The organism is Bartonella sp. MR90HLJMH, from assembly GCF_042194115.1.
GTDB classification, from domain to species: domain Bacteria; phylum Pseudomonadota; class Alphaproteobacteria; order Rhizobiales; family Rhizobiaceae; genus Bartonella; species Bartonella grahamii.
Genome location: NZ_JBHIMM010000001.1, coordinates 15,793 through 40,871, shown reverse-complemented (window position 1 = coordinate 40,871; position 25,079 = coordinate 15,793). Strand labels below are relative to the sequence as shown.

Genomic DNA, 25,079 nt, shown 5'->3' with positions numbered 1-25,079 from the left:
TTTAAGTGCTTTGTCTAAAAATGCGGGATAGCGCTTCCGTTCTTTCCTTACTGATTAGTCATGGATGGATAGAACGGGAGATTGAGTGGGTCGTTTTGTATTTGCTTTAGGTTTGAAAGCCGGTATTTTGTAGTTGAGAAATCAATCCTGCTGCAAAAGTAAAACGAGAAATATTGAGATCATTTTCAATAAGGGCACTAATGTGGTTTGTAATTTTGTGAATATGATCTTCTTCTGTTTTTTTCCAAGTGTCAAAAGGATCTTTTTTCTTTCCATAATTTTTGAGGATTTTCATAACGATTTGCCGTAAGCTTTCAGAAACATTTTCTTTTGCTTGGCTTAAAGCCATACTATCATAATAATCTACTACAGGAATTATACGACTTGCTTCGTTAATGCGGTTTATACGAATGATTTGCGCAAGTGAAAAATAGATCTCTGCGGTTTTAATAAGATCACTGTTGCTTTTTTTTGCAATTAAAGAAATATCACAGATTGTTGAAGCAGCTTCTAAGAGAGCTAATTGTTTCGCTAATGCTTTTGGTGCTCCCTCTTCGCTGTAGTGTAATGCTTTTTCTTCAATTTTTTGCTTAATATCGTTGTCGTGAGAATGCATAAGCTCTTGTTCAATAACGCTACGGGCTTGCTTTATTGTTTTTACAATTTCTTCTAATGGACGTGAGAGATCTATGTTGTGTAAACCCCAATTGGTTGTTTCAAAGAGCATTGGGGTCATTGCTGCGTAGAATTTGTTTTGGACAAGACCGGGTATTTTATTATCAAGCTTATCAATTTGCTCAGACAATTGAGGAATTTCAAAACCATCGCGAATGGCAATGAAAACGCGAATAATATTTTCAGCTTTTTGTTCTGTTGCATCGTGTAGTCTATTAACAAAAGTGGGGCCTCCACGATTTACAATATCGTTGGCAATCAGCGTTGCTATAATATTACGACGCAATTGATGGTTAATGACTTCCTTCTTAAAATTTTCTTGAATTTGTGTTGGAAAATAGTTCAGCAAGGTTGTATTGAAATAGTGATTATCAACAATGGGGCTATTAGCAATTTCTTCTTTTAAGGTTAATTTAGCATACGCAAAAATAACAGCGAGTTCTGGACGGAGAAGACCTTTGCCTTGGGTTGTTCTTTGTCGTAAAATTTGCTCATCAGGGAGTATTTCAACTCTACGATCTAGAAGCTTTTTTTGTTCTAAATCGTGCATAAAGCGTATTTGATAGGGCAAATCAGTAGTGCTTTGATTTTCCGCCAAAGAAAGAGCAAGGGGTTGTAGATAATTGTTGCGCAAGACGAGTTGCTCGACTTGAGGTGTCATTTTTTTCAAGAGCTTATTGCGTTCTTCGCGGGTTAATGTTTTGGCGCGTAGTGCTGATGCAAGAACAATTTTGAGATTGACCTCAATATCAGAACAATTCACACCAGCAGAATTATCAATGGCATCCGTATTGCATCGACCACCATTTAAGACATATTCAATCCGTCCACGTTGTGTAACACCAAGATTAGCCCCTTCGCCAATAATTTTTGCACGCACTTGCTCTCCGGTAATGCGTATCGCATCATTTGCACGATCACCTACTTGGGCATCATTTTCTGTTGCTGCGCGGATATAAGTACCAATGCCGCCGAACCATAAAAGATCAACAGGGGCTTTGAGAAGAGCAGAAATAATTTCAAAGGGTGTTCCTGTTTGTTTTTCAAAACCAATGGCTTGTGCTGCTTCAGGTGAGAGAGTAATGGTTTTTTCTTTTCGTGAGAAGATGCCACCGCCCTTTGATAATTTGCTTTGATCGTAATCTTGCCAGCTGGAGCGAGGAAGTTTAAAAAGGCGCATACGCTCTGCATAGCTTTCGTCTATGCTTGGATCTGGATCAATAAAGATATCGCGGTGATCAAAAGCGGCAATCAATTTTGTTTGTTTGGAAAGCAGCATCCCATTACCAAAGACATCGCCAGACATGTCTCCAACACCGACACAGGTGAAGGACGTTGTTTGAATATCCTGATCAAATGTTTCTCTAAAATGTCTTTTGACAGCTTCCCATGCACCTTTGGCTGTAATACCAATGGCTTTGTGGTCGTAACCTGCTGAGCCTCCAGAGGCAAAAGCATCATCGAGCCAAAAGTGATTTGCTTGGCTGATGGCGTTGGCGGTATCAGAAAAAGTTGCTGTTCCTTTGTCTGCTGCGACAACAAAATAGGGGTCAGGGTCATCATGACAGATGACATTGGGGGGAGAACTTATTTTGCCGTTAATCAGATTGTCTGTAATGGAGAGCAAAGCTGTGATAAAGTCTGTATAAGCTTGTCGTGCTGCTTCTACGATGAGAGCACGGTCATTTGTTTGGGGAAGCCGATGGGGATAGAAACCACCTTTTGCACCTGCAGGAACGATAACCGCATTTTTAACTTGTTGGGCTTTGACTAAGCTGAGGACTTCGGTGCGATAATCTAATGCACGGTCAGACCAACGGATTCCGCCACGAGCGATAGGTCCAAAACGCAAATGCACCCCTTCAACTTCCGGTCCATAAACAAAAATTTCTCGGTAAGGGCGTGGTTCAGGCAAACCCTCAATTTGGCGCGGATTTAATTTGGTGGCTAAAATACGCCGTGGACTTCCATCGTCAAGAGGCGTAAAGGCATTTGTTCGTAAACTCGCATCGATAAGGTTGCAATAACGGCGTAAGATGAGATCATCATCTAAACCAGATACTTTCCGTAATTTTTCTCCAATACGCTTTTGAATAACCTGTTGGCTTTTTTCCCGTTCTTTTTCTGTATGGCTTTGGTGAAATTTTAAATGAAATAAAGTATAAAGATCTTGGGTAATGTCAGGATAAGCATTTAAAGTTTGGGCAACGCGATCTTGCGAATAAGGAATACCAGCTTGCTGGAGATAGCGCCCATAATGGCGCAAAATAACAATTTCATACCAATCAAGTTCAGCTGTTTGGGTGAGCGCGTTAAAAGCGTCATTATCAGCATTTTGTGCCCAAATGGCCTCAAAGGTTTCGGCGTGTTTTTGACCGTTTTTTTCAAAATCGATACAGAGTTGGAAAGTGCTTTCTAGCTGCATATCATGAAGATACACAGAGTGCCCATAGCCATCTGGTAATTCAAGGGTTTGTTCAGCGATAACGCGAAATCCCATATTTTCAAGGAGTGGTACACGTTTGGAAAGGGCAAGAGCTTCATGGCGGTGAAAAAGCCGAAGAGAAATGGTACGTTTTTCTTTGTTTTGTGCGTGATAAAAGTTCACGAAAAGGGGCTTCTCATCATGAAGATTTAAAATATGTCCGGCATCGTTAATAGCGTCTTCAGCTGAAAATAAATCACGATAACTGTTGGGAAATTCGCTGGCTAGACGTGTTTGTTGCTCTGTTGTTTTCTGGGCAAGAGCGATGGCTTGAACGCTGTCTTCCCAACTTCGTGCAATCGAACGTACATGTTGTTCAAGTGTGGAGCGCTCGTGAAGGGGAACAGTTTCGTTTCCTTTGCGATGGATGATATAATAGACACGTATAAGGGTGCTTTCCAAAAATAGCGGATAAGATTCAAAAAAGTCGCCTTTATAGAGCTCAACAAAATGTTCGCCAACTTTTTCACGCAGGCTGCTGCTATATTGGTCACGCGGTACGTAGACAAGTATAGAAACAAAGCGCCCAAAAGAATCAGTGTGGGCAAGAACCCGTAAACGTGGGCGCTCATCTAATTGTAGAATAAGTTTGGTGTTTTCTGTCAATGTATCAACATCAGAGCGAAACATTTCATCTCTTGGATAGGTTTCTAAAGCACTGATAAGTGCTTTTCCTGAATAATCGGCGTGATTGTGTCCAAGACGTTGAATAATAGTTTGGGCTTTTTCTTTTAAGAAAGGAATTTGCAAAATAGAACGTGTATAAGCTGAGGAGGTAAAAAGCCCTACAATGCGTAATTCTCCACAGAGTTGGTTTTTTTTATCAAAGATTTTAAGACCAATATAGTCGAGCCAAACAGAACGGTGAATTTTGGAGCGGCTGTTAGCTTTTGTCACGATAAACAGATTATCGCTTTCCATGAAGGATAAAACTTCTTGAGGAGGTTCTTTCATACTTTCATCGTCAACAATATGAATAGAAGCATCCGTGAGTATACCAAGTTCAATATTACTCGCTGTAAAGGATTTTAGGGGTTTTTGGTCTTTGATGAAGTTGTAGGTGCGCATACCAAGGAAAATGAAATTATCGTCCATTAGCCAGTGAAGAAATTCAATAGCTTTTTCGCCTTCTTGTTTGTAGTGCGGGGGAAGACTTATTTGGTAGGCATGAATATGCTTTTTAACTTCTTCAAGCATAGGCTTCCAGTCTTGTACAGCAGCATTCACCTGTCCAAGAACTAAGGTGAGTTCATTTTCAAGTTTTTGTATTTGCTGTTTGTTTAATGACTCGATGTGAATTTGCATCAGACTGATGCGTTTTCCAGAAGCACAATCAAGAATAGGATGCGCAATCAAATAGATATGGTTTTTGTGTTGATTGAAAACATTTAAAATAGAATCGAGAAGGAAGGGTTTGTTATCATTGACAAGCGTGATAGCGGTTATAGGCTTGTTATTACGGGTCAAATTTTGTTCAAAGTAGATAGTATTTTTTCCCGTCTGATGGAGATTAAAAGCTTTTACTGCGACGGCTGCGGCTTTTTGAAGTTCTTTATTTTCGTAATAAACAATATCTTCTTCATCGGTTTGAGCAAAAAGGATTTGTTCTATTTTATCTTGGGTGTTTTTTGTTTCTGTTTTTTTTGGTTGCAACACATCCACTCTCCCTTTTTGCTCTTAGGGGTCTTCTCTTCTCTTTATTGAAAGCTGACCATCATATTTTCGTATACTGTAACACCTTCTTCCTGAAGAAAACAGCTCTTTATTTGGAAAGAATGAGTTTGTTTTTGCTATTTTTTAGTAATAGTTTGTACTTTAAAGAAATATTTTGCGTCAGAGAAAGGGCATTTTTAGTATTTTTGTATGTTAATAGTTTGTTTTTTTAAATATACAAAATGTAAAGTAAAAAAAGAAGCAGAAGTAAAGAGAGAATGGCGCGTTTACCAGCAAGACTTTTAAGTGGTTACCAAAATTTTATAAACAATCATTTTTTATATAAAATAGCACATTATCAGCAATTGGTGATTGAAGGGCAGAAACCTGAAGTTTTGGTCATTGCTTGTTGTGATTCGCGTGCAGTGCCAGAAATGATTTTTGATGCTAAGCCAGGGGAAATCTTCACTTTGCGCAACGTGGCAAATGTGGTTCCTCCTTTTTCTCCTGATGATCAATATCACGCAACATCAGCAGCTCTTGAATATGCTGTGCAATTGCTCGAGGTGAAACATATTGTCGTTTTTGGTCATGCCCATTGTGGAGGCATTCGTACTGCTCTTAAAGAGACATGTAAATCTTTATCATCAAATGATTTTATTGGTCAATGGATAAGTCTCTTAGCACCAGCAGCAGAAATCGTTTTGAATAATAAGTCGCTGTCTTGGCCAGAAAAACAGACGGCATTAGAGCAGCTTTCTATTCGCCATTCGTTGAGAAATTTAGAGACGTTTCCGTGGATAAAGCTTCGCAAAGATCAAGGTTTTTTGACATTACACGGGGTTTGGTTTGATATCTCTAGCGGGAAATTATGGAGTATGGAACAGGAAACAGGTTGTTTTATGCGTGTTGAAGTTGAAAGTTTTGAAGTATAGTATTTGCTGTTTTTATTTCTTCGTATAAAAAGACATTTTATGATAAAACTTGACAAAGCTGGGGTTTTATTGTTTGAAGGAGCAAGCTTTCAGTGACAAAATTAACTTGGAGCCACCGACTGAGACCCCAGTTTAAGGGTATAAAGAGATCTCAGAGGTCAACATCCGACGGCGCGATGCGTTCTCGGATGCTATTTTGGTTTGTTTGTTATGCAACAATGAGGTAAATGATGTTTGAATCCTTGCAAGAGCGACTTGGTTCTATCCTGTCTCATTTGACGGGACGTGGCGCTTTATCGGATCAGGATGTTGTAGAGGCGCTGCGTGAAATTCGTCGCGCTTTATTGGAAGCTGATGTTGCTCTTGATGTTGTACGCTCTTTTACCGATAGGGTTCGGGAAAAAGCCGTTGGGGCCGAAATCGTTAAATCAATTAAACCAGGCCAGATGGTGGTTAAAATTGTTCATGATGAATTGGTTCATATTCTTGGAAATGAAAGCGTTCTGAGTGATTTAAATGCACCAGCTCCAGTTGTTATCATGATGATTGGTTTGCAAGGTTCCGGAAAAACAACTACAACAGCAAAGCTTGCGAAACGGTTCACTGATAAGCACAATAAAAAAGTTCTTATGGCGTCATTAGATACACGTCGTCCCGCTGCACAGGAGCAGTTGCGCCAATTGGGAGAACAGGCGAAACTTGCAAGCTTGCCTATTATTGCGGGACAGCTGCCCGTTGATATTGCATCACGTGCCGTGCAGGCTGCTAAATTGGGTGGTTATGACGTGCTTCTTCTTGACACAGCAGGACGTAATCATATTGATGAAGCTTTGATGCTCGAATTGGCTGAAATTAAAGCATGTTCCCTTCCTCATGAAATTATGTTGGTGGCTGATAGTTTGACAGGGCAAGATGCCGTTCATCTTGCTCGTTCTTTTGATGAGCGTGTAGGGATTACAGGGATTATTTTAACACGTATGGATAGTGATGGGCGTGGTGGTGCTGCTCTTTCTATGCGTGCGGTTACAGGTAAACCAATTAAAGCAATTGGAACTGGTGAAAAAATAGATGCTTTAGAAGAGTTTCATCCCAGCCGTATTGCTGATCGTATTCTCGGAATGGGGGATATTGTTTCTTTGGTTGAAAAAGCTGCTGAAACAATGGATCATGAGAAAGCTGCTGCTTTTGCAAAAAAAATGCAAGCCGGAAAATTTGATCTGAATGATCTTGCAGAACAGTTGCAGAAAATGAAAAAACTGGGTGGAATGGGCGGTATTATGGGCATGTTGCCAGGAATGGGGAAGGTCAAAGAGCAGATTGCGGCCGCGGGGCTTGATGATCGTTTGTTTGATCGTCAATTGGCCATTATTTCATCTATGACACCGCAAGAGCGGGCGAATCCAGAGCTTTTAAAACATAGCCGCAAACAACGAATTGCTAAGGGATCTGGTACAACGGCAGCTGATATTAATAAACTTTTGAAAATGTATCGCCAAATGGCTGATATGATGAAAGCTATGGGTGGTAAAGGAAAAAGTGGTTTTATGGGAAAAATGTTGGGAGGACTTGGTTCCAAAATGGGTTTTGGTGGTATGGGAAATTTGGGGGGGGATTCTCCAGCTATGCCTGATTTGTCGGGATTGGATCTAAAGCAATTCTCAACACTTCAAAAGCAAATTGAAAATGGTAATGGAGGGAAGCTCTTACCCGGACTTCCCAAGCGTGGACCTACATTTCCTGGTCTTTCCAATGACATTGCTGATAGGGGAAAATTTCCTCAGCATCCTAAGAAAAAATAAGATGTAAAGAGGGAAAGGAATATGATGCAGGAAACAGTATTAAACGAATTGGCACATTTACGAGCATCTATTGATAATTTTGATGCAACTTTGATTCATATCTTAGCAGAGCGTTTTCGTTGTACGAAAGCTGTTGGGCGCTTAAAAGCGCGTTATGATTTGCCTAAAGTAGATCCTCTGCGTGAGCAATATCAGGTAGAGCGTTTGCGGCAATTGGCTATAGATAGTCATCTTGATCCTGATTTTGCTGAAAGATTTTTAAAATTTATTATTAAAGAAGTTGTGCGTCATCATGAAGTTATTGCTGAAGAGCAAAAAACAAAAAAAGTTAATTTAAACGAAAGCCAGAGCTGACAATAGGAGATAAAATATGGCATTGAAAATTCGTTTGTCCCGTGGAGGTTCAAAAAAACGTCCTTACTATCATATCGTCGTTGCAGATGTTCGTAGTCCGCGCGATGGGCGGTTTCTTGAACGTGTTGGTGCATGGGATCCAATGTTGCCTAAAGATGGACCGAGGGTAAAACTTAATGAAGAACGTATCCAATATTGGCTTGGACAAGGGGCTCAACCAACAGATCGCGTTTTACGGTTTTTAGATGCAGCTGGCTTGAAAAAGCGTCCAACCCGTAATAATCCACATAAAGGTGAACCGGGTAAAAAAGCACAAGAACGTATAGCAGCGGCAAAGCAAGCGGCAGAAGAAGCAGCGGCAGCGGCTGAAGCAGAATCTGCTTCAGCATGAGAAGCATGATTGTTTAATCAACGTGTCTTTAAAAGCTTTAGAAAAATAAATATTATCCGTTTTTGTCTATCAAAAACGGATTTTCTTTAAAAAGCTGCTTGTTTAAACAGCGCTGGTTTTTTAAAAATCAATGGTTTTAAAAGTCAATAGCGCGGCCTTTAATTTCCCAGTCTCCATAGCGGGAAGGGTCTTTTCCGCCGCGTCCGCCGTTTTCTAAAGGTTGTTCTTTTTTTGCTGCGCTTTTTCGCCTTTCTTCAGCTTCTTTAAGGGCGCGTTGTGCTGCGGGAGAAAGAGATTGCTGTTTAACGACAGTTGCATTTTTTTTGCTTGTATTCTCATCTTTTTTATTCATTTTACACCTATTCCATTGAAGAAGCAGAAAGAAAACACCATCATATAATATTGATTGACTTTTATCATGGAGTTTTTTGAGTAATGAATATAATGCGTACAGCCATGCTTTTGGCTTTTTTAACTGCTCTCTTTATGGGAGTTGGTTATCTTGTTGGAGGGGGCGGTGGCATGGTCATTGCTCTTTTGATGGCAAGTGGTTTAAACTTTTTTTCTTATTGGAATTCGGATAAAATCGTTTTACGCATGTACGGGGCGCGTGAAGTTGATCAGCATTCAGCACCAGTTTATTATAAGATTGTAAGCGATTTAGCGCAAAGGGCTTCTCTTCCTCAACCAAAGGTTTATGTTATTGAGAATGCACAGCCAAATGCTTTTGCGACGGGACGTAATCCGCAAAATGCTGCTGTTGCTGCAAGTACTGGATTGTTAGAGCGGTTGAGTTCAGAGGAAATTGCCGGCGTTATGGCGCATGAGCTCGCACACATTGAGCATCGTGATACCTTAACAATGACTCTAACAGCAACGATTGCAGGGGCAATTTCAATGCTTGGTAATTTTGCTTTCTTTATGGGAGGACCGCGTAACTCTTCAGAAGATTCTCATGGCGCTGGGGCAATTGGAGGATTTATTGCACTGCTTGTGGCACCTTTTGCAGCGATGCTGGTGCAAATGGCGATTAGTCGTACGCGTGAATATGCTGCGGATCGGAGAGGGGCTGAAATATGTGGTAATCCTTTATGGTTGGCTTCGGCATTGCGTAAGATTGCTGATGGGGGACGTGGAGTATATAATGAAGAAGCAGAGCATAATCCAGCAACTGCGCATCTGTTTATTATTAATCCTTTGAGCGGTGAGGGAGCGGATAGTCTTTTTTCTACACATCCAGCAACTGCAAATCGTATTGCTGCTCTTTATCAGCAAGCAGAAGAGATGAAAGGAGCTCTTGCCAAAAGTGTGGGATGGAATAAAGAAGACACTATACATGAAAAAAGCAACGGGATGAACTATGGAGATTTTCATAGTGGTCAGGCTCATGCATTAGGTGAGCAAGAAAACAGTTCTTTTCAGCGTGTTACAAAACGTCCTTCTTGGCTTCGTTATGAAAATTCAAAAAGATCTCGTTCATAGAGTTATTGAGGGAGTTTTTAAGGAAACAGTGATATAAAGGTGGTGTTTTGAAACACAAAAAAGCGGGGCATGTGTCTGAAAAAAATGTTCCAGGATTAGCTGTTCGGCAGGTGTGTGTGCGTCTTTTGGGGGCGGTAGTTGATAAGCACACGCCTTTGTCTGGTTTGACGGATAATGAACACGGACATCCACAATATTTAAAGCTTTCACAACGAGATCGTTTGTTATGTCGGGCTATTTTAACAGCTTCATTGCGTCATCGAGGGCAGATTACGGCAGCTCTCTCACGCCTTTTAGCGCGTCCTTTGCCTTCACAAGCACTTTCACTCCAGCATCTTTTGCATATCAGTGTTGCACAAATTCTTTATCTTGATATTCCAGATCATGCGGCTATTGATTTAGCTGTGCGTGTGGCGAAACTTGACCCTCGAATGCGCCGTTTTTCAGGGGTGGTGAATGCTCTTTTACGCAATATTGCACGTGAGGCGGTGTCTTTACGCCAACAAATTCCTTCCATTGAAGGTGTGCCAGCGTGGTTTAGACAGCTTTTAATGTCAGCTTATGGAACAGAAAAGGCGCATCAGATTATAGCAATTCAAAGTGTGGAACCCCCTTTTGATTTGACAGTGAAATCTGATAGTGTTGGATGGGCTGAAAGGCTTGGTGGTGTGGTGTTGCCCAATGGTTCTGTTCGATTGAATCGTCTGGAGTGTTCTGTTTCTGATTTACCAGGCTATAGTGAAGGAACTTGGTGGGTTCAAGATTTTGCTGCAGCGTTGCCTGCTTGTTTATTAGGAACACTTCGGGGTAAACGAGTTGCTGACCTTTGTGCGAGCCCTGGGGGAAAAACAGCACAATTGGCTTTACAAGGAGCGCAGGTGACAGCAATTGAGCTTTCTGCTAACCGCGTAAAGCGTTTAAAAGAAAATATGGAACGGCTTCATTTTTCAGTTCACATTTGGCAGGGCGATGTGAGAAATTTCCATCCCACACAGCTTTTTGATGCGGTTCTTCTCGATGCTCCTTGTTCTTCTACTGGAACGATCCGTCGTCATCCAGATATTTTATGGACGAAATCGAGGGATGATATTGTCAAGTTAGCGGCGTTGCAAAATGATTTACTTGTCGCAGCAATTTCCTTGGTAAAGGTGGGGGGACGGATTATTTTTTCCAATTGTTCATTGGCAAGAGAAGAAGGTGAAGATCTTATTGAAAAAATTTTATCGACACGCAATGACATTGTTTTAGAACCTATTTATCCAGAGGAAATGGGAGCACTGGCACATTTGCTTTGTGGGGGGATGTTACGTACAACGCCTGCGGATTTTTGTCATAAAAATTTTGATGCTGAGAAAACCGCATTTTTAGGAATGGATGGTTTTTTTGCTGCACGCTTACGAAAAATTGCTTAATTAACGCTTCATTTACAAAAATGGTCGAAATTGTATTTGAATCAGCATAAATGGAGATGAAATTTTGGCGGTTGCGGTAAAAGCTCCTCAGGTAAAAGTGGCAGCCTGTATCGATACGATACAGAATGTTATGCGGCGTTTATGGGTTGGACCATTGTTTCGTTGGCGGTTTTCAGGGTTTCGTCCTCATAAAATTTTAGCGCATCCCATGGATTTGCATGTGGCTGATCCTATGATGGCGCATGAATTTTATCATGGTCGTTTTGCTTTTGCTGGTCACATTGTTCATTCTGGTGCTGTTTCGCCGTTTGCATTGGTTCCACCAACGCTAGAATGGGAAGCAGCTCTACATGATTTTCATTGGTTGCGCCATATGGAGGCAGCAGGAAGTGATTTAGCTTCTGCACACGCACGTTCTCTTTTAGAAGATTGGTTTGACCATGCTGGCAAGAAGGTAAAAGGGCTTGCTTGGAGTGGTCCTGTTGTGGCGCGGCGCTTGATTTCATGGATTTGTCACTCGAAAATGTTGTTAGAAGGAGCAAGTGAGCGGTTTGAAAAACGCTTTTTACGTGCGCTTGGTTTGCAATTTCGTTATTTGCGCGTAACAATTTGCAGTATGGAGCATGATGACCGACGTTTACAAGCAGCAGCGGCTTTGACGTTCGCATCTCTTGCTTTGCCTGTTTCTGTGGCAGTGAAAAAAAAGGTACAAACCACACTTATAAAAGAGCTTTCCCGTCAAATCCTAGTTGATGGTGGGCATATTTCTCGTAGTCCTGTTATTTTGCTGAATTTGTTATCGGATTTATTGTCGTTACGGCATCTTTTTATGCGTAGCAATGAAACAGCACCACGTATTTTGATTGATTCTGTTGAGCGTATGTTGCCAGCTTTACGATTCTTTATCCATGAGGATCAAACGTTGGCTCATTTTAATGGGGTTGGTCCCCTTGTGTCGGAACGGTTATCGTCCCTTTTGGAGCTTGATGAAACAGGAGGGCATCCTTTTAGTTATGCCCGTTATTCAGGATTTCAGCGCTTAAAAGCCAATCAAACAACAGTGCTTGCAGATACAGGAAAGTTTCCACCCCGCTTTGTAGCACAGCAGGCTTGTTCGGGATGTTTGTCTTTTGAAATGTCTTCACAAGGGCACCGTTTTATTATCAATACTGGTGTTAATCCTGATGGTCGGGAAGATTATCGACATTTAGGGCGTGTTACTGCAGCACATTCAACAGCTACGCTTAATGATTGTTCAGTGGGTGCTTTTTATCAGAAAAAGAAAAATGGCGCGCCATTTTTGTTTGATGGACCAACGGATGTTCAAGTGCGCCGTATAGAGGATTCAGAGAAGACGGGTTTTATTGCGAGTCATAATGGTTATGTGCGACCCTTTAATCTTATTCATGAGCGTGGTCTTATTTTGGCAACAAATGGAGATATGATCGAAGGTTTTGATCGCTTTTTTATGCCAAATAAAGGGGGAAAGAGACACAAGAGTGTGCAAAATGAACAAGATCATGTTGCTGTTCGGTTTCATCTTCATCCACAAGTTGAAGTTAACTATGATGGCAAACGTGTGTGTTTAGCTGTAAAGAACGAGAACGTGAAGAGCGAACAAGTATGGTATTTTGTATCGCCTGACGCAGATATTTGTCTTGAAGATTCGATTGATTTTGCAGAATTAACAGGTCCACAGCGGACACAACAGATTGTTTTATATTTTCGTCCTGCATTTCAGGAAAAAGTTCGTTGGCGTTTTATCCGTAAAGCGTTTGATAAAAAATCAGAACATTATTCCAACCCATAGTATATTGCGTTTTATCTTCGTGTCGCAAAACATCATCGTTTATTGTGGTAATATTCTCAAAATTTGAAGATCATATAAATTTTATACATGAAGCATTTTATTAGAGTATAGGTTGGATGTTTTTAGGCAAGGTTTGCTCATAGAATCTCATGAGGTGATGCTAAGAGGGATTGGCTCCCGAAAAAAGAGTTTTTGACAGACCACTGTTGATAGATGAGTACTGGTTAAGGATCTTCATTCTTTAAAGATGTGGAGAGAAAATAAAGCTGTTGCTTATCTTCGATAAGTTCTTAAGTGTGCTGTTGGGATTAATATTTATCTCTGAGAGAGTTGCATTAATAGGGTTACGCTCCCTCACGAAAAACAGAGCGCTATTTATTGCGTATTCACGGACGTATATTAAAGAAAAATCCCTTAATACTTCCAAGCCTATTTCGTGATGATGTCTGTGATGGGTATAACGGTAAATCCATGAAGCACCCCATCTTTACGCAAGGAGCAATTTAGCATCATCACACTATTTATTAGTGCCCAATTTTTGTAACAGCTCTTGGCACTAGAGATGATTCATAAGAGGCATTTTTAGCCTTTTCTTAATAGTTTTTATCCACACAGGATCCCCCGCTTGTAACGTGCAAGCGAATGGTTTTTGTATTCAACATACATAGATTTTAAATGGGAGAATCTTACGGTATTCGGGGTTCTAATTCAATATGAATAACGCTAAATTATCATTATAAATCAAATGTTTTACATCATAGAAGCACTGAGAATTCAAGAAACAACACATAGCAACGTCCGAGAAAAACAACCCTTCTGCTCTTTGTTATTATAAATGAAGTCATAATAACAAGCCACAAAATGCACGTTTTTTCACAGCAAAGCACTCTCTCAAATGCTTCAAACAACGTTTATAAAGATTTACGCGAATAACGTCGTGCAATCAAATTAATATCACCGCGACAAATTCCAAGATCGCTGAGTTCATATGTTGAAAGACACCTTAATGCATTAACTGTTCGACGATAACGGCGCCAATTACTATAAAAACGTAGAATATTCATATCCTCTACTCAAACTTTTCATTTCACTCTTTGGTTTAAGAATAGAGCATATTACTAAAAAGAGTTGTGTTATAATATCATAACAGGTATGCATCTACATACAAGATAATATCCCTTTAACATTTTGCTCATGTGAAAGGGAAGCCATTAAAGTATTAACAACAACAATATCTTATCCCTAAATAATGGTTAAATTATGTGCATTTTCTGTGGTGATAAACGTCTTCACGAGTAGATTCTTTGGATTGAATAACTGCTTCCATTTCAATAGTGATCAATAGTCATACGATGATTATGAAAAATTCCTTGAAACATTTGTCTCATATAATAGAGAGAATCAGCAAAATTATTAATGGCGGAAGTGTCGTGTTCCTGTGAAAACCATCGCTAAACCCTGCGCATCAGCAGCCGTGATAACTTCTTCATCACGCATGGAGCCTCCTGGTTGAATAACTGCTGTTGCTCCTGCTTCAGCTGCTGCTAATAAACCATCTGCAAAAGGAAAAAATGCATCTGATGCAACAACCGATCCTTTTGTGAGAGTTTCTGTTAAGCCTGCTCTTTGCGCACTTTCTGCTGCTTTACTTGCAGCAATTTTTGCTGAATCGATGCGGCTCATTTGTCCGGCTCCAATTCCAACTGTTGCGCTATTTTTCGCGTATACAATAGCATTTGATTTAACGTGTTTTGCTACACGAAAAGCAAACTGAAGATCACGCATTTCATCTTGAGTTGGTGCACGCTTTGTCACTACTTGCAATTTAAGATCATCAACCACCACGTTATCACGCGATTGCACTAAAATGCCTCCTGCAAGTGTTTTCGCAAGAAGTCCTCCACAGCGTGGATCAGGAACTCCACCTGTAATGAGCAAACGAAGATTTTTTTTCTTGGCAATAATTTCACGTGCCGCCATTGTGGCATCAGGAGCAATAATCACTTCTGTGAAAATTTTAACAATCTCTTCAGCACATTCCTCATCAAGGGTTTGATTTAAAGCAACAATTCCACCAAATGCCGATACATTATCACACATAAGAGCTTTCAAATAAGCTTCTTTCAAATTTTCTCCTTCCGCAACACCACAAGGATTGGCATGTTTAATAAGAGCGACAGCAGCGGTTTTTTGCGGATCAAATTCTGCCACAAGCTCAAAGGCTGCATCTGTATCATTCAGATTGTTATAAGAAAGCGCTTTGCCTTGTAAAAGTTTTGCTGTTGCAATACCAAAACGTTTTCCATTATTGCGATAAAATGCTGCCTGTTGATGTGGATTTTCCCCATAGCGCATAACATTCTCAAGATGACCAGAAAAACTCTGCCACGATGGAATTTCAATTTTTAAATCCCGTGCAAACCACGATGCTATTGCCGTATCATAAGCGGCGGTGTGTGCATAAGCGCGCATTGCTAGCTGATGACGCATAGATAAGCTTAAACATCCATTATGCTGTTTTAATTCAGCTAGAATCGAATCATAATCTTTTATCGCTGTTACAACACCAGTATAAGCATAATTTTTTGCCGCGGCGCGAATCATCGCCGGTCCACCGATATCAATATTTTCAAGAATCGTTTGCCCATCGGCTCCCGATAAGATCGTCTCTTCAAACGGATAAAGATTCACCACCAAAAGATCAATTCCATGAATGCTGTTCTTTTCCATAGCTTCCCTATGGCTAGGATCTTCTCTTACCCCTAACAAAGCACCATGAATCAAAGGATGGAGTGTTTTTACACGCCCATCCATTATCTCAGGAAATCCGGTAACTTCAGCAACATCTTTTACGGGTAAACCAGCTGCTATGAGGGTTTTGGCTGTTCCCCCTGTTGAAATCAATTCAACATTGTAAGTAGCATGAAGGGCTTGTGCAAAAGCAGCCACACCCGTTTTATCAGACACAGAAAAGAGAACACGACGAACCCGATGAAGATCAGGTATGGGAAAATTTTTGGCAATAACACCCATAACAGAAGCCTTAAAAATGAAAGAGTTAAAATTCTAGTAAAACACGCTTATAGATTTATAGCATAAGCCTTTAGCAAAATACACTGAAAGGATAAACTGTCTTTTTAGAATATGGGATGCCTCACCTTTTTCTATTATCCTGTAAAAACACTCTCATTTGGGGTGTGGTGGTGGGTGTATAAAGTCTCATTGAGACATTAAATGTTTTTTTGTTGCTTATAACTCAATATTTTATCTTCATAGCAGTTTTGAAACAAAAAACGCATCCGTATGTTCTCTGCTATATTAGCTTTTATGCTAGATGAAGGCGAAAGTATTGCGTATATCAATTGGAGTAATCTCTGAAATGGGAAACAACCTAACGAAGCAAGAATATAAAATTATAAAGGTAAAAATGAGTGTCTATCTTTCCTATCATTTTAAATTTGGCTGTATGTTTTTCAAAAGCGTTTATGATAATGTTTTAGAGTGAATTTTTTTAAGAGTGGAGATAATGCATTGCTTCACATTTTTGTGCATTACAATTTTTAATGAATTAACCTGTTAAAGCCCTCGTTTTATGATGGTTTTTTGAAGAGTATCGCGTAAATCCTTTGTGGATGGTATAAAGTCCATTGTATGCCTATGATCTTTATTTAACAAAGGCGCAAATTGGTAGCTTTTATTCTCTTTATCAGTTTCCAAGATTCTAAAAATTTTTGTTACTTGAGATGGAAGAGGTCTTTTTTTAGTTTTTTTGCCGTAGCAGAAAAAGAAAAGCTCCTAACACACCAGCAGCTAAAATAAACCACGTGATTGCATAAACGAGATGATTATTTCGAAAATGTACAATCGTAAGACCAACGACAGGAAGGTTTGCTTGTGGAGATGTTTTGCTGGCATCAATGAAATAAGGGGCAACAGTGGACAAACCAAGTTTTTGTGCCATAGCGGGGAGATCGCGTGTATACCATAAATTTTTATCAGGATTATTTTTACGCGGGAAAAATCCATTTTTTTCACTCATGCGTAATAAACCTATAATCGTTGTTTGTTCTGTGTCCGTGGTAGAATTTCGCTGAGATGAGGCATTGGTATGCGATTGCTCTGAGTTTCGAAAATTGTTACGTTCATCCATAGGGATAAAGCCACGGTTGATAAAGATCAGTGTATTATCAGCAGTTTGTAAAGGAGTCAAAACCCAATAGCCTGTAGTATTTTGAGCGGCAGCAGTGACTAAAATATTTTTATCTGTTAAAAATTTTCCTGTGGTAACAACAGGTTGATATTCGTTTTTTTCAAAAGTAACATCTGACCATTGATTTTTTGGGGGGGCTTTTATGGGGGGCAAATGAATGCGCTGATTGGCACTGGTGATGAGATTTGTTTTCCAGTTCAACCGTTGTACTTGCCATATACCTAATGCACTGAAGAGAAGAAAAAAACAAATACATAAAGTTCCAAACAAAAAAGAAGAAAAACGGCAAGAATCTTCCTGAAGCTTTGTCATGGGGGGCTCTTTTTTGCTCATGATTTATGCTTCCTTTCGGGACAATAAGTTTTTATTCTAACATGGTATGTATTTAAAAAAAACATTTTGTACGCTTTTTGGTGGAATTTGCACGCCTTATTGAGGAAAAAGATGAAGAATGAGCCAGTAAGATATGAAAAAGGTTTTATAAAAGACTTGACCTTTTGTTGTCGACCCCCTATTAGAAAGAGACTTCCCAATGATGCCCGTTCAAGGTTGCATTGTGCGTGTTTTGCGTTCATTGTGTCCTTTGGGTATGGGGATTTGAAAGTTTCTTAGAGTTTAAGGGTGAAGTTTATGTCTCGTGCATGTGAATTGACAGGGAAGACGGTTCTGTATGGTAATAATGTTAGCCATGCGAATAATAAGACTCGGCGTCGTTTTTTACCAAATCTTTGCAATGTGACATTGATTTCAGAAGTGTTACAGCAAAGTTATCGCTTGCGCATTTCAGCAAGTGCATTGCGTTCTGTTGAGCATCGTGGTGGCCTTGATGCTTTTTTGGTCAAAGCAGATGATAAAGAGTTGTCGCAACGTGCGCGTTTGCTAAAACGACAAATCATTAAGAAAAAAGCTGAGCAAGAAGGTGAGCAAAAGGCTGAACAAGCAGCGTAATTATTAGCGCCATTCTTTTTGGTTTATTGACGCTTTTATTCCGGTTTTCTGTTCTAGAAGTTAAGTTTTTTCAGGTTGATCGTTTAATTTTATTGGTTCCGTATCATAGGTTAAAAAAAATGCCCTCAAGCAGTCCTTTACGAGAACAGCAAAAGAAGAGGTACATTGTTTTTTCTATTTTAGCAATGTGCCTTGCTGTCACTGCTTCTAATATTTTTGTTCAATATCCTGTCTACTGGTTTGATTTAAATGAGCTGTTGACTTATGGGGCTTTTACCTATCCATTTGCTTTTCTGATCAATGATTTGACCAATCGTTTTTATGGTCCATCTGCTGCGCGGCGTGTGGTTTATGCTGGTTTTTTTGCGGGTGTCTTTGTTTCTTGGATATTGGCGACACCACGGCTTGCACTTGCTTCTAGTTTTGCATTTTTATTTGGGCAACTCATTGATATTGTTGTTTTTACTCCTTTGCGACGTAAAACATGGTGGAAAGCACCTTTAGCAGCAGCGTTGGTTGGTTCGGCTTTGGATACAGTACTGTTTTTTGCTCTTGCTTTTTCTAGCTCTTTTACTGTTCTTGATAAGATAACAGGCTATGCTGATAGTTCACTGGTGGAGAGTACTGTTTTGGGAGGGGTAGGCATGCCAGTTTGGCTCTCGCTTGCTTTTGGTGATTTTTCGGTAAAAATTGTTATGAGCCTGTTTATGTTGATTCCCTATGGAACAATTCTTAATATTGTAAAGCTTCCTCTTTATCAAAGTCATTCAAAGGATGATTCTTCTTTTGTTTGTAACAAATAATGATCTTTGTCCTTTTGTTTTGCTAAAGAAGAAAAGGTTGTGCGTTATGTCTTCTAAGAATAGAATTTGAGTGGATTCAAAAAAGGGATTTTGCTTCTTTTCTCAAGTTGTATTTATCCATACATCATCTATGCTTATGATGTGTAAGGAGATATTTTTGACTGATTCAGTATGAGATAAGAGCATCTTATCAGTATTAAAAACAGGTAATAAAGCTCTTATAAAGGCCAAAAAATGTCTTGTTAAGAATTTTGATGTCTTACTTATGATTATTTGAGCTATAAGAAACTTGGTTCTTATATAGGAAAAAACATTTCGATATACATTTGGGTAGTATATAAATAGAAAAATAAATACCAATGGTATCAAGTCCTTTTTGACAGTTTTAAAATTTGGCTATACTGCTATTTATCATTATTTTAGTAACAAATGTTTGTGCAGATATGTTAATGAATTTACAATTCGTTATAATGCGATCTCTGTAGAATTTGGCAAACGCTTCAAGTATTTATTTTAGATAATTGTAGGTTAGAAAATGCGATACTTGGAGCTGATAATATGAACAAAATGATAAATCAAAGAGATCATACAAAGGCTTTATTGGATAATTTGGTATTAACTTCCTCGAAAAAACAGAGAGAGACTAGGGAGTTGCCTATTGTAAAATCACCTCTTCGTTATCCGGGAGGGAAAAGTCGTGCTGTTCCTATGATTATTAATAACTATATAAGGAAACAAAAAACTTTATGTTCTTCTTTTGTAGGAGGAGGGGCAATTGAATTAACCTTAGCAAAAAGAGGAACAAAGGTTTATGCTTATGATGCTTTTAAGCCGCTTGTTATTTTTTGGCAGATGCTTTAGAGAGATGCTTTAGCTCTTGCAGAAAAAGTGAGAGAATATGAAGATATGACTCCCGTAATGTTTTATAATCTCCAAAAAACTTTTGGGAATATTAAAAATCAATTAGAAATTGCTGTCGTTTTTTCTTACTCTTAATCGCTCTTCTTTTTCAGGAACAACACTTTCTGGCGGTATGTCTCCAAGACATCTTCGATTCAATTATCGTTCTATTGAACGGCTTAAAGATTTTAAGATTGAAAATTTCACAGTGGAACATAGAGATTTTACAGAAAGTATTCCTAAACACTTTAACGATTTTCTTTATTGTGATCCTCCATATCTTATTAATCAAAAACTTTATGGTCAAAAAGGCGATAAACATAATTCTTTTGATCATCAATCTCTTGCTGAACTTTTAAGAAAGCGTCAAGGATGGGTTTTATCTTATAATGATTGTGTGGAAGTTAGAGAACTTTATAAAGGACATACAATACTTAACCCTGAATGGACTGACGGTATGGGAAACAATAAAAAATCAAATGAACTCGTAACTTTAAGTAAGGATCTTTAGGAAATTGCATGAATCAGGTAGAAAATGGAAAAGCCTTTGAATATGCTTTGGCTATGGGTTTTAAAAAAGCAACAAAGGCTTCTATAGAGTTTAACTCGTCCTTTCAAATAGTCGAGTCTTTTTATAATTTATTTAATGATACTGAAAAAGGCTTTTAAATCTTGCTTCTATTGAAGCAGTTGTTTTCTTACAGTTACATGATAAAAATATTAGAAACACGAAAACTATTGTTCTTCAGGAAGATTTTGTTGGGATCAAAGGAGATGTCCGTGATATTATTTTAAAAGTTCCTGAAAATCACATTGGTATTTCTGCAAAACATAATCATAGCGCTATCAAACATCCTCACCTTTCCGGTAAAATAGATTTTGGTAAAGAATAGACAGGTTACCCCCTGTAGCAGCCTTTATTTCAATGAAGTTAGACCTATTTTTGATTATTTAGCAGAGCTCAGAGATAAGAAGATGTTTTTTAGATATATAGAGGATAAAGACAGAAGAGTTTATCTTCCAATCCTGGAAGCTTTTTCTAAAGAACTTTAAAGGCTTTGTTTAGATTATCAAGATAAATTTGTGAAGCTATTGTTTTAGTATGTTATAGGTTCTTATGATTTTTATAAGATTATGATAGATACAAGATCTAAACAAAAACGGGTTATTATTCAGTCTTTTAATTTAAATGGCACTCTGGGATATGATCGTAAATGGAAAATTCCAAGCAAAATTTTATCAGTTGCACTAAAACCAGAAAGTAAAAACAAACTCATTATAATTTTTGAAGATGGTTAGAGCATTTCTTTTAGAATTCATAATGCATCCAGTAAAGTAGAAACTTCTTTAAAGTTTGATGTTCAATTTGTGGAATTATCTTCCCAGGTTGTTAGTCATCAAATTCCGATGGTTTAATGATAGAAATAATTTTTTAAGATGTAACTGTTGGCTGTTTCAAGTTAGGTTTATTTCTTATGAATATGAGGCATTTTATCACTAAAAAGTATTTCTAATTGTTTTGTTATGGCGTCGGCGAGTTCTTCAGCATTCATAATTGTTACAGCACGCTGATAATAACGTGTGACATCATGACCAATTCCAATGGCAATGAGTTCGATGGGGGAATGTGTTTGAATTTCTTGAATCACTGCGCGTAAGTGTTTTTCTAGATAATTGCTGGCGTTGACCGATAGTGTCGAATCATCAACAGGAGCACCATCAGAAATGACCATGAGGATGCGACGTTGTTCACGCCGCGATAAAAGGCGTTGATGAGCCCAAATTAAAGCTTCTCCGTCGATATTTTCTTTTAATAATCCTTCTTGCATCATCAAACCTAAATTGCGTCGTGCGCGACGCCATGGGGTATCAGCACTTTTATAGATGATATGGCATAAATCATTAAGGCGTCCAGGATTATGGAGTTTGTTTTGGGTAAGCCATTGTTCGCGCGATTTTCCTCCTTTCCAAGTTTTAGTGGTAAAACCTAAAATTTCAACTTTGACACCACAACGTTCAAGAGTTTGTGCCAAAATATCAGCACAACTTGCGGCAACGCTAATGGGGCGTCCGCGCATTGAGCCCGAATTATCAATGAGGAGTGAAACAACCGTGTCCCGAAATTGGGTGTTGCTTTCCATTTTAAAAGAAAGGGGTTGCATGGGGTCAATAATTAGACGTGGAAGCCGTGCTGTATCAAGATATCCTTCTTCAAGGTCAAAGTTCCAGTTGCGATTTTGTTGCGCCATCAAGCGGCGCTGGAGACGGTTTGCTAAACGTCCAACGATGTTTTGAAGATGATTGATTTGCTTATCAAGATAACGGCGTAAGTGATCTAACTCGTTTTCAGAACAAAAATCTGTTGCTTCCAAAATTTCATCAAATTGATGGGTGAAGATTTTATAATTGCCAAGTCTTTCCATTTGTTCCGAATCGGAAAAAAGGTGTTTGGGTCTGCTCGGCTTTTCTTGCCAAGGTCCATTTTTTTGCTCGCCGTCAGCTTGATCATTGTTGTTTGATTGTGTCGCTTGTGTTTTTCCGTCGTCTTGCACATCACTTTCTTGTTCAGTGCTGGTTTGTTCTTCACTTTGAGCGTGTTTTTTGTTTTTACTCTCTTCTTCTGCTTGGTCTTGAGGTGCACATTCGTTTTTTAATTTTTTATTGTTTTTACTGTTAGAAGCTTCAGCTTGTTGCACTGTCATTTTGAGTGTAACAAGCATTTGGCGAACAATCTGCGCAAAAGCTTGTTGGTTGTAAATATGATGTGGGAGCTCATTGAGTTCTGCCGCTGCTTTTTGTTCGAGTTCTTGACGCCACAATTCTAAGACAGGACCTGCTTCTCTTGGAGCTGTGCGCTTTGTTACTTTTTCACGTAATAAAAGTGCAATCGCTTCTTGGATGGGGGCTTCACTTTGGTTGCTAATTTTATCATAATGGGCTCTTTTGTATTTATCGGCGAGCATGATATCAAGATTTTTTGCAAGTCCCTCCATGGCTAAAGTGCCAATTGCTTCAACACGTGTTTGTTCGAGGGCATCAAAGACAGCACGTGCTTCTGATTCTAGTGGAGCAAATTGCATGTGAATACGGTTATCATGCCATGCTTTGCGTAGAGCCATGGAATCACCTAATCCGCGAGTAATGGTGATGTCTTTATTCGTTGCGTATTGAGGTAATTCTGGTAAACGTGCACAACTTTCGCTTAAAGATGGTCGGTTATGACTGAAGGAAACTTCAAGGTTGTTTGTGCCTGCAATTGCACGCATACAGGTGGAAAGTGCTTTTTTAAAAGCTTCAGCATTAAGAGTGTTGTTGGAAGAGTCCTTTACCGGATTTTTGTTGTCGCCAATATTGGTAGCCATGAGTGACAAATTCCTTAAGGCGAAACACCATGAATGAGTGATTCGGGAAGCTCTTGTCCAAAGGCGCGTTGATAAAATTCTGCAACAGTGGCACGTTCGAGTTCATCACATTTATTGAGAAAGGTTAATCGGAAGGCAAAGCCGACATCTTGAAAAATTGTTGTATTTTCTGCCCAAGTAATAACGGTACGTGGACTCATGACAGTTGAAAGATCTCCATTGATAAAAGATTGGCGTACCATATCAGCAACATAAACCATTTGTGAAATTGTCTTTTTCCCCTCAGCCGTTTGAAAAGATTTGACCTTTGAACAAATGATATCAACCTCTTTATCATGGGGTAAATAATTGAGTATCGTAACAATAGACCAGCGGTCCATTTGAGCTTGATTGATCTGTTGGGTACCATGATAGAGACCGGTTGTATCACCAAGACCAATGGTGTTTGCTGTTGCAAAAAGACGAAAGGCTGGATGTGGAGAGATGACACGGCTTTGATCAAGTAAGCTTAGTTTTCCAGAAGTTTCAAGAACGCGTTGGATAACAAACATAACATCGGGACGCCCCGCGTCATATTCGTCGAAAACAAGAGCAATATTATTTTGATAAGCCCATGGCAAAATGCCTTCTTTAAATTCAGTGATTTGTAAACCATCTTTTAAAACGATAGCGTCTTTTCCTACAAGATCGATACGACTTACATGACTATCGAGATTAATGCGAAGACAAGGCCAGTTGAGACGTGCAGCAACTTGTTCAATATGCGTTGATTTCCCTGTACCGTGATAGCCAGAAACCATTACACGACGGTTAAAGGTAAAACCTGCGAGAATCGCTAAAGTTGTTTGCTGATCAAAAAGATAATCAGGATCGATATCAGGAACATGGGAACTTTTTGTGCTAAAAGCAGGGATTTCCATATCTGTTTCAATATGAAATAGATCGCGAGCACAAAGTGTAATATCGGGCAAATTTTCAACGGTAAGATTTGTCATTGTGTTTTTAGAAGGGAGGGACGCTATTTATTCATTAGAAAACGATACAAGAGTTAGAGCATTTATGCAATGCTCTATAATGAAAGCCTTAGATGTGAAGGAAGATTTTTACGTATTCTATAATGTTTTGCAAAAAAATAATATCTTGCGCAAATAATGATGGTCTAAATGAAAATAGGCTCATATAAGTACATGTTTTTAGCACAAACCAGATTTTTTTAGCAAATTATAAGCATGTAAAACATCACGAAAGCGCTCTTCTGAAGCACGATTACCACCATTGGAATCAGGATGGTGCTTTTTTACCAACTCTTTATATTTCATTTTGATGTCTTCTGCTGAAGCGTTTGCCTGTAGTCCCAGTGTATCAAAAGCTTTTGCTTCTAAGGGCTTTAATTTTCGTGAGAAATTATTGGTTGAATGCCGCTCAGTAAAAAGCGTGAAGGGATCGCGCATGCGATTTTGATAGGCAGCTGTTCCAGAGCGAATCTTTGCATAATTAGCGGCTGTTTTTTTCGATGTACCATTGCTCAGATCTGTAGGCCATGTCGGACGATGTCCTGTGAGAGCATCCTTTTGAAATTTTGCGATATCTTTATTGCTAAGACCAGAGAAGTAATTAAAATTTTTATTATAGGCGCGTACGTGTTCAATACAAAAATATAAATATTGTCCTTCGTGATTTCGACCTGCTGGTGCTTTATGGGACCCTGTTTTTTCACAACCTTCCCACTGACACTGTTGCGCTTCTGGCTCAGCTTTTTGTTTTTTATTTGAGCTTATGCGAATTGAATCGAATAATTTAGATGTTATTGTCATACTCTTGGTTTATGCAAAATTGATTAATTTTACAAGAATTGACTTT

The 25,079-nt window shown here is 39.1% G+C and carries 22 protein-coding genes and 1 pseudogene; 15 read left to right on the top strand and 8 right to left on the bottom strand.

The window, feature by feature from the left end; all coding sequences use genetic code 11:
- Window positions 1–106 precede the first annotated feature (106 nt).
- The gene (locus tag ACFIJ9_RS00190; protein ID WP_375635310.1) at window positions 107–4,816 is read right to left on the bottom strand and encodes an NAD-glutamate dehydrogenase; all 4,710 of its coding nucleotides are present in this window, start codon (window positions 4,814–4,816) and stop codon (window positions 107–109) included.
- Between the two features lie 275 nt (window positions 4,817–5,091).
- On the opposite strand from ACFIJ9_RS00190, the gene ACFIJ9_RS00185 reads away from it, so the two are divergent.
- From ACFIJ9_RS00185 to rpsP, 4 genes are all read left to right on the top strand, one after another.
- On the top strand, window positions 5,092–5,748 hold the full coding sequence (locus ACFIJ9_RS00185) for a carbonic anhydrase (protein ID WP_375635309.1): 657 nt from the start codon (window positions 5,092–5,094) through the stop codon (window positions 5,746–5,748).
- Window positions 5,749–5,978: 230 nt separating this feature from the next.
- Window positions 5,979–7,547 (top strand): signal recognition particle protein, encoded by a 1,569-nt coding sequence (gene ffh, locus ACFIJ9_RS00180; RefSeq protein WP_375635463.1) that lies wholly within the window; start codon window positions 5,979–5,981, stop codon window positions 7,545–7,547.
- Between the two features lie 24 nt (window positions 7,548–7,571).
- Complete coding sequence (locus ACFIJ9_RS00175) at window positions 7,572–7,901, top strand: chorismate mutase (protein ID WP_273787741.1); 330 nt, start codon at window positions 7,572–7,574, stop codon at window positions 7,899–7,901.
- Window positions 7,902–7,917: 16 nt separating this feature from the next.
- Window positions 7,918–8,292, top strand: a complete 375-nt coding sequence (gene rpsP / locus ACFIJ9_RS00170) for a 30S ribosomal protein S16 (protein ID WP_273787601.1) — start codon at window positions 7,918–7,920, stop codon at window positions 8,290–8,292.
- Window positions 8,293–8,428: 136 nt separating this feature from the next.
- On the opposite strand, the gene ACFIJ9_RS00165 is transcribed toward rpsP, so the two are convergent.
- On the bottom strand, window positions 8,429–8,644 hold the full coding sequence (locus tag ACFIJ9_RS00165; protein ID WP_015857055.1) for a DUF1674 domain-containing protein: 216 nt from the start codon (window positions 8,642–8,644) through the stop codon (window positions 8,429–8,431).
- An 83-nt stretch (window positions 8,645–8,727) separates the two neighbouring features.
- Between ACFIJ9_RS00165 and htpX the strand changes: the two genes are divergently transcribed.
- The 3 genes from htpX to ACFIJ9_RS00150 all read left to right on the top strand — a co-directional run bounded on the left by htpX (window position 8,728) and on the right by ACFIJ9_RS00150 (window position 12,996).
- Window positions 8,728–9,774: a zinc metalloprotease HtpX gene (htpX, locus tag ACFIJ9_RS00160; RefSeq protein WP_273787603.1), complete on the top strand. Its 1,047-nt coding sequence runs from the start codon at window positions 8,728–8,730 to the stop codon at window positions 9,772–9,774.
- Between the two features lie 47 nt (window positions 9,775–9,821).
- On the top strand, window positions 9,822–11,186 hold the full coding sequence (locus ACFIJ9_RS00155; RefSeq protein WP_375628103.1) for an RsmB/NOP family class I SAM-dependent RNA methyltransferase: 1,365 nt from the start codon (window positions 9,822–9,824) through the stop codon (window positions 11,184–11,186).
- Between the two features lie 64 nt (window positions 11,187–11,250).
- Window positions 11,251–12,996, top strand: coding sequence for a heparinase II/III family protein (locus ACFIJ9_RS00150; RefSeq protein WP_273787605.1), 1,746 nt, complete (start codon window positions 11,251–11,253; stop codon window positions 12,994–12,996).
- Window positions 12,997–13,907: 911 nt separating this feature from the next.
- Here the strand turns inward: ACFIJ9_RS00150 and ACFIJ9_RS00145 are convergent.
- From ACFIJ9_RS00145 to ACFIJ9_RS00135, 3 genes are all read right to left on the bottom strand, one after another.
- Window positions 13,908–14,060 carry a DUF1127 domain-containing protein gene (locus ACFIJ9_RS00145; protein WP_375635308.1) on the bottom strand — a complete coding sequence of 51 codons (153 nt, stop codon included), beginning with the start codon at window positions 14,058–14,060 and terminating at the stop codon, window positions 13,908–13,910.
- A 349-nt stretch (window positions 14,061–14,409) separates the two neighbouring features.
- A complete protein-coding gene (gene purH, locus ACFIJ9_RS00140; RefSeq protein WP_375635307.1) occupies window positions 14,410–16,029 on the bottom strand; it encodes a bifunctional phosphoribosylaminoimidazolecarboxamide formyltransferase/IMP cyclohydrolase in 1,620 nt (539 codons plus the stop codon).
- 727 nt (window positions 16,030–16,756) lie between these two features.
- Window positions 16,757–17,539, bottom strand: a complete 783-nt coding sequence (locus ACFIJ9_RS00135; RefSeq protein WP_375635306.1) for an SURF1 family protein — start codon at window positions 17,537–17,539, stop codon at window positions 16,757–16,759.
- A 297-nt stretch (window positions 17,540–17,836) separates the two neighbouring features.
- On the opposite strand from ACFIJ9_RS00135, the gene rpmB reads away from it, so the two are divergent.
- The 8 genes and pseudogenes from rpmB to ACFIJ9_RS00095 all read left to right on the top strand — a co-directional run bounded on the left by rpmB (window position 17,837) and on the right by ACFIJ9_RS00095 (window position 21,273).
- Window positions 17,837–18,154, top strand: a complete 318-nt coding sequence (rpmB, locus tag ACFIJ9_RS00130) for a 50S ribosomal protein L28 (RefSeq protein WP_015857048.1) — start codon at window positions 17,837–17,839, stop codon at window positions 18,152–18,154.
- Window positions 18,155–18,273: 119 nt separating this feature from the next.
- Window positions 18,274–18,957, top strand: a complete 684-nt coding sequence (locus ACFIJ9_RS00125; protein WP_375635305.1) for a VUT family protein — start codon at window positions 18,274–18,276, stop codon at window positions 18,955–18,957.
- A 337-nt stretch (window positions 18,958–19,294) separates the two neighbouring features.
- The gene (locus ACFIJ9_RS00120) at window positions 19,295–19,474 is read left to right on the top strand and encodes a transposase (RefSeq protein ID WP_375635462.1); all 180 of its coding nucleotides are present in this window, start codon (window positions 19,295–19,297) and stop codon (window positions 19,472–19,474) included.
- Window positions 19,475–19,515: 41 nt separating this feature from the next.
- On the top strand, window positions 19,516–19,818 hold the full coding sequence (locus tag ACFIJ9_RS00115) for a DNA adenine methylase (RefSeq protein WP_375635304.1): 303 nt from the start codon (window positions 19,516–19,518) through the stop codon (window positions 19,816–19,818).
- Window positions 19,819–19,927: 109 nt separating this feature from the next.
- Window positions 19,928–20,368 (top strand): DNA adenine methylase, encoded by a 441-nt coding sequence (locus ACFIJ9_RS00110; RefSeq protein WP_375635303.1) that lies wholly within the window; start codon window positions 19,928–19,930, stop codon window positions 20,366–20,368.
- A gap of 8 nt (window positions 20,369–20,376) precedes the next feature.
- On the top strand, window positions 20,377–20,526 hold the full coding sequence (locus ACFIJ9_RS00105) for a hypothetical protein (RefSeq protein WP_375635302.1): 150 nt from the start codon (window positions 20,377–20,379) through the stop codon (window positions 20,524–20,526).
- An 11-nt stretch (window positions 20,527–20,537) separates the two neighbouring features.
- A complete protein-coding gene (locus ACFIJ9_RS00100) occupies window positions 20,538–20,750 on the top strand; it encodes a HaeIII family restriction endonuclease (RefSeq protein ID WP_375635461.1) in 213 nt (70 codons plus the stop codon).
- Window positions 20,737–21,273, top strand: a pseudogene (locus tag ACFIJ9_RS00095) (HaeIII family restriction endonuclease). Before ACFIJ9_RS00100 ends, ACFIJ9_RS00095 begins: the two are co-directional and overlap by 14 nt.
- 50 nt (window positions 21,274–21,323) lie before the next feature.
- Here the strand turns inward: ACFIJ9_RS00095 and cobT are convergent.
- From cobT to ACFIJ9_RS00080, 3 genes are all read right to left on the bottom strand, one after another.
- On the bottom strand, window positions 21,324–23,219 hold the full coding sequence (gene cobT, locus ACFIJ9_RS00090) for a cobaltochelatase subunit CobT (protein ID WP_375635301.1): 1,896 nt from the start codon (window positions 23,217–23,219) through the stop codon (window positions 21,324–21,326).
- Between the two features lie 14 nt (window positions 23,220–23,233).
- Window positions 23,234–24,214 (bottom strand): cobaltochelatase subunit CobS, encoded by a 981-nt coding sequence (gene cobS / locus ACFIJ9_RS00085; protein ID WP_375635300.1) that lies wholly within the window; start codon window positions 24,212–24,214, stop codon window positions 23,234–23,236.
- Window positions 24,215–24,412: 198 nt separating this feature from the next.
- A complete protein-coding gene (locus ACFIJ9_RS00080) occupies window positions 24,413–25,033 on the bottom strand; it encodes a J domain-containing protein (RefSeq protein WP_375635299.1) in 621 nt (206 codons plus the stop codon).
- Window positions 25,034–25,079: the final 46 nt, after the last annotated feature.

What these genes read in the sequence shown, in the direction of transcription:
- ACFIJ9_RS00185 (WP_375635309.1), top strand. Translation starts at nt 5,092, where the DNA reads ATGGCGCGTTTACCAGCAAGACTTTTAAGTGGTTACCAAAATTTTATA.
- ffh (WP_375635463.1), top strand. Translation starts at nt 5,979, where the DNA reads ATGTTTGAATCCTTGCAAGAGCGACTTGGTTCTATCCTGTCTCATTTG.
- ACFIJ9_RS00175 (WP_273787741.1), top strand. Translation starts at nt 7,572, where the DNA reads ATGCAGGAAACAGTATTAAACGAATTGGCACATTTACGAGCATCTATT.
- rpsP (WP_273787601.1), top strand. Translation starts at nt 7,918, where the DNA reads ATGGCATTGAAAATTCGTTTGTCCCGTGGAGGTTCAAAAAAACGTCCT.
- ACFIJ9_RS00165 (WP_015857055.1), bottom strand. Translation starts at nt 8,644, where the DNA reads ATGAATAAAAAAGATGAGAATACAAGCAAAAAAAATGCAACTGTCGTT.
- htpX (WP_273787603.1), top strand. Translation starts at nt 8,728, where the DNA reads ATGAATATAATGCGTACAGCCATGCTTTTGGCTTTTTTAACTGCTCTC.
- ACFIJ9_RS00145 (WP_375635308.1), bottom strand. Translation starts at nt 14,060, where the DNA reads ATGAATATTCTACGTTTTTATAGTAATTGGCGCCGTTATCGTCGAACA.
- purH (WP_375635307.1), bottom strand. Translation starts at nt 16,029, where the DNA reads ATGGGTGTTATTGCCAAAAATTTTCCCATACCTGATCTTCATCGGGTT.
- ACFIJ9_RS00135 (WP_375635306.1), bottom strand. Translation starts at nt 17,539, where the DNA reads ATGAGCAAAAAAGAGCCCCCCATGACAAAGCTTCAGGAAGATTCTTGC.
- rpmB (WP_015857048.1), top strand. Translation starts at nt 17,837, where the DNA reads ATGTCTCGTGCATGTGAATTGACAGGGAAGACGGTTCTGTATGGTAAT.
- ACFIJ9_RS00125 (WP_375635305.1), top strand. Translation starts at nt 18,274, where the DNA reads ATGCCCTCAAGCAGTCCTTTACGAGAACAGCAAAAGAAGAGGTACATT.
- ACFIJ9_RS00115 (WP_375635304.1), top strand. Translation starts at nt 19,516, where the DNA reads ATGAACAAAATGATAAATCAAAGAGATCATACAAAGGCTTTATTGGAT.
- ACFIJ9_RS00105 (WP_375635302.1), top strand. Translation starts at nt 20,377, where the DNA reads ATGAATCAGGTAGAAAATGGAAAAGCCTTTGAATATGCTTTGGCTATG.
- cobT (WP_375635301.1), bottom strand. Translation starts at nt 23,219, where the DNA reads ATGGCTACCAATATTGGCGACAACAAAAATCCGGTAAAGGACTCTTCC.
- cobS (WP_375635300.1), bottom strand. Translation starts at nt 24,214, where the DNA reads ATGACAAATCTTACCGTTGAAAATTTGCCCGATATTACACTTTGTGCT.
- ACFIJ9_RS00080 (WP_375635299.1), bottom strand. Translation starts at nt 25,033, where the DNA reads ATGACAATAACATCTAAATTATTCGATTCAATTCGCATAAGCTCAAAT.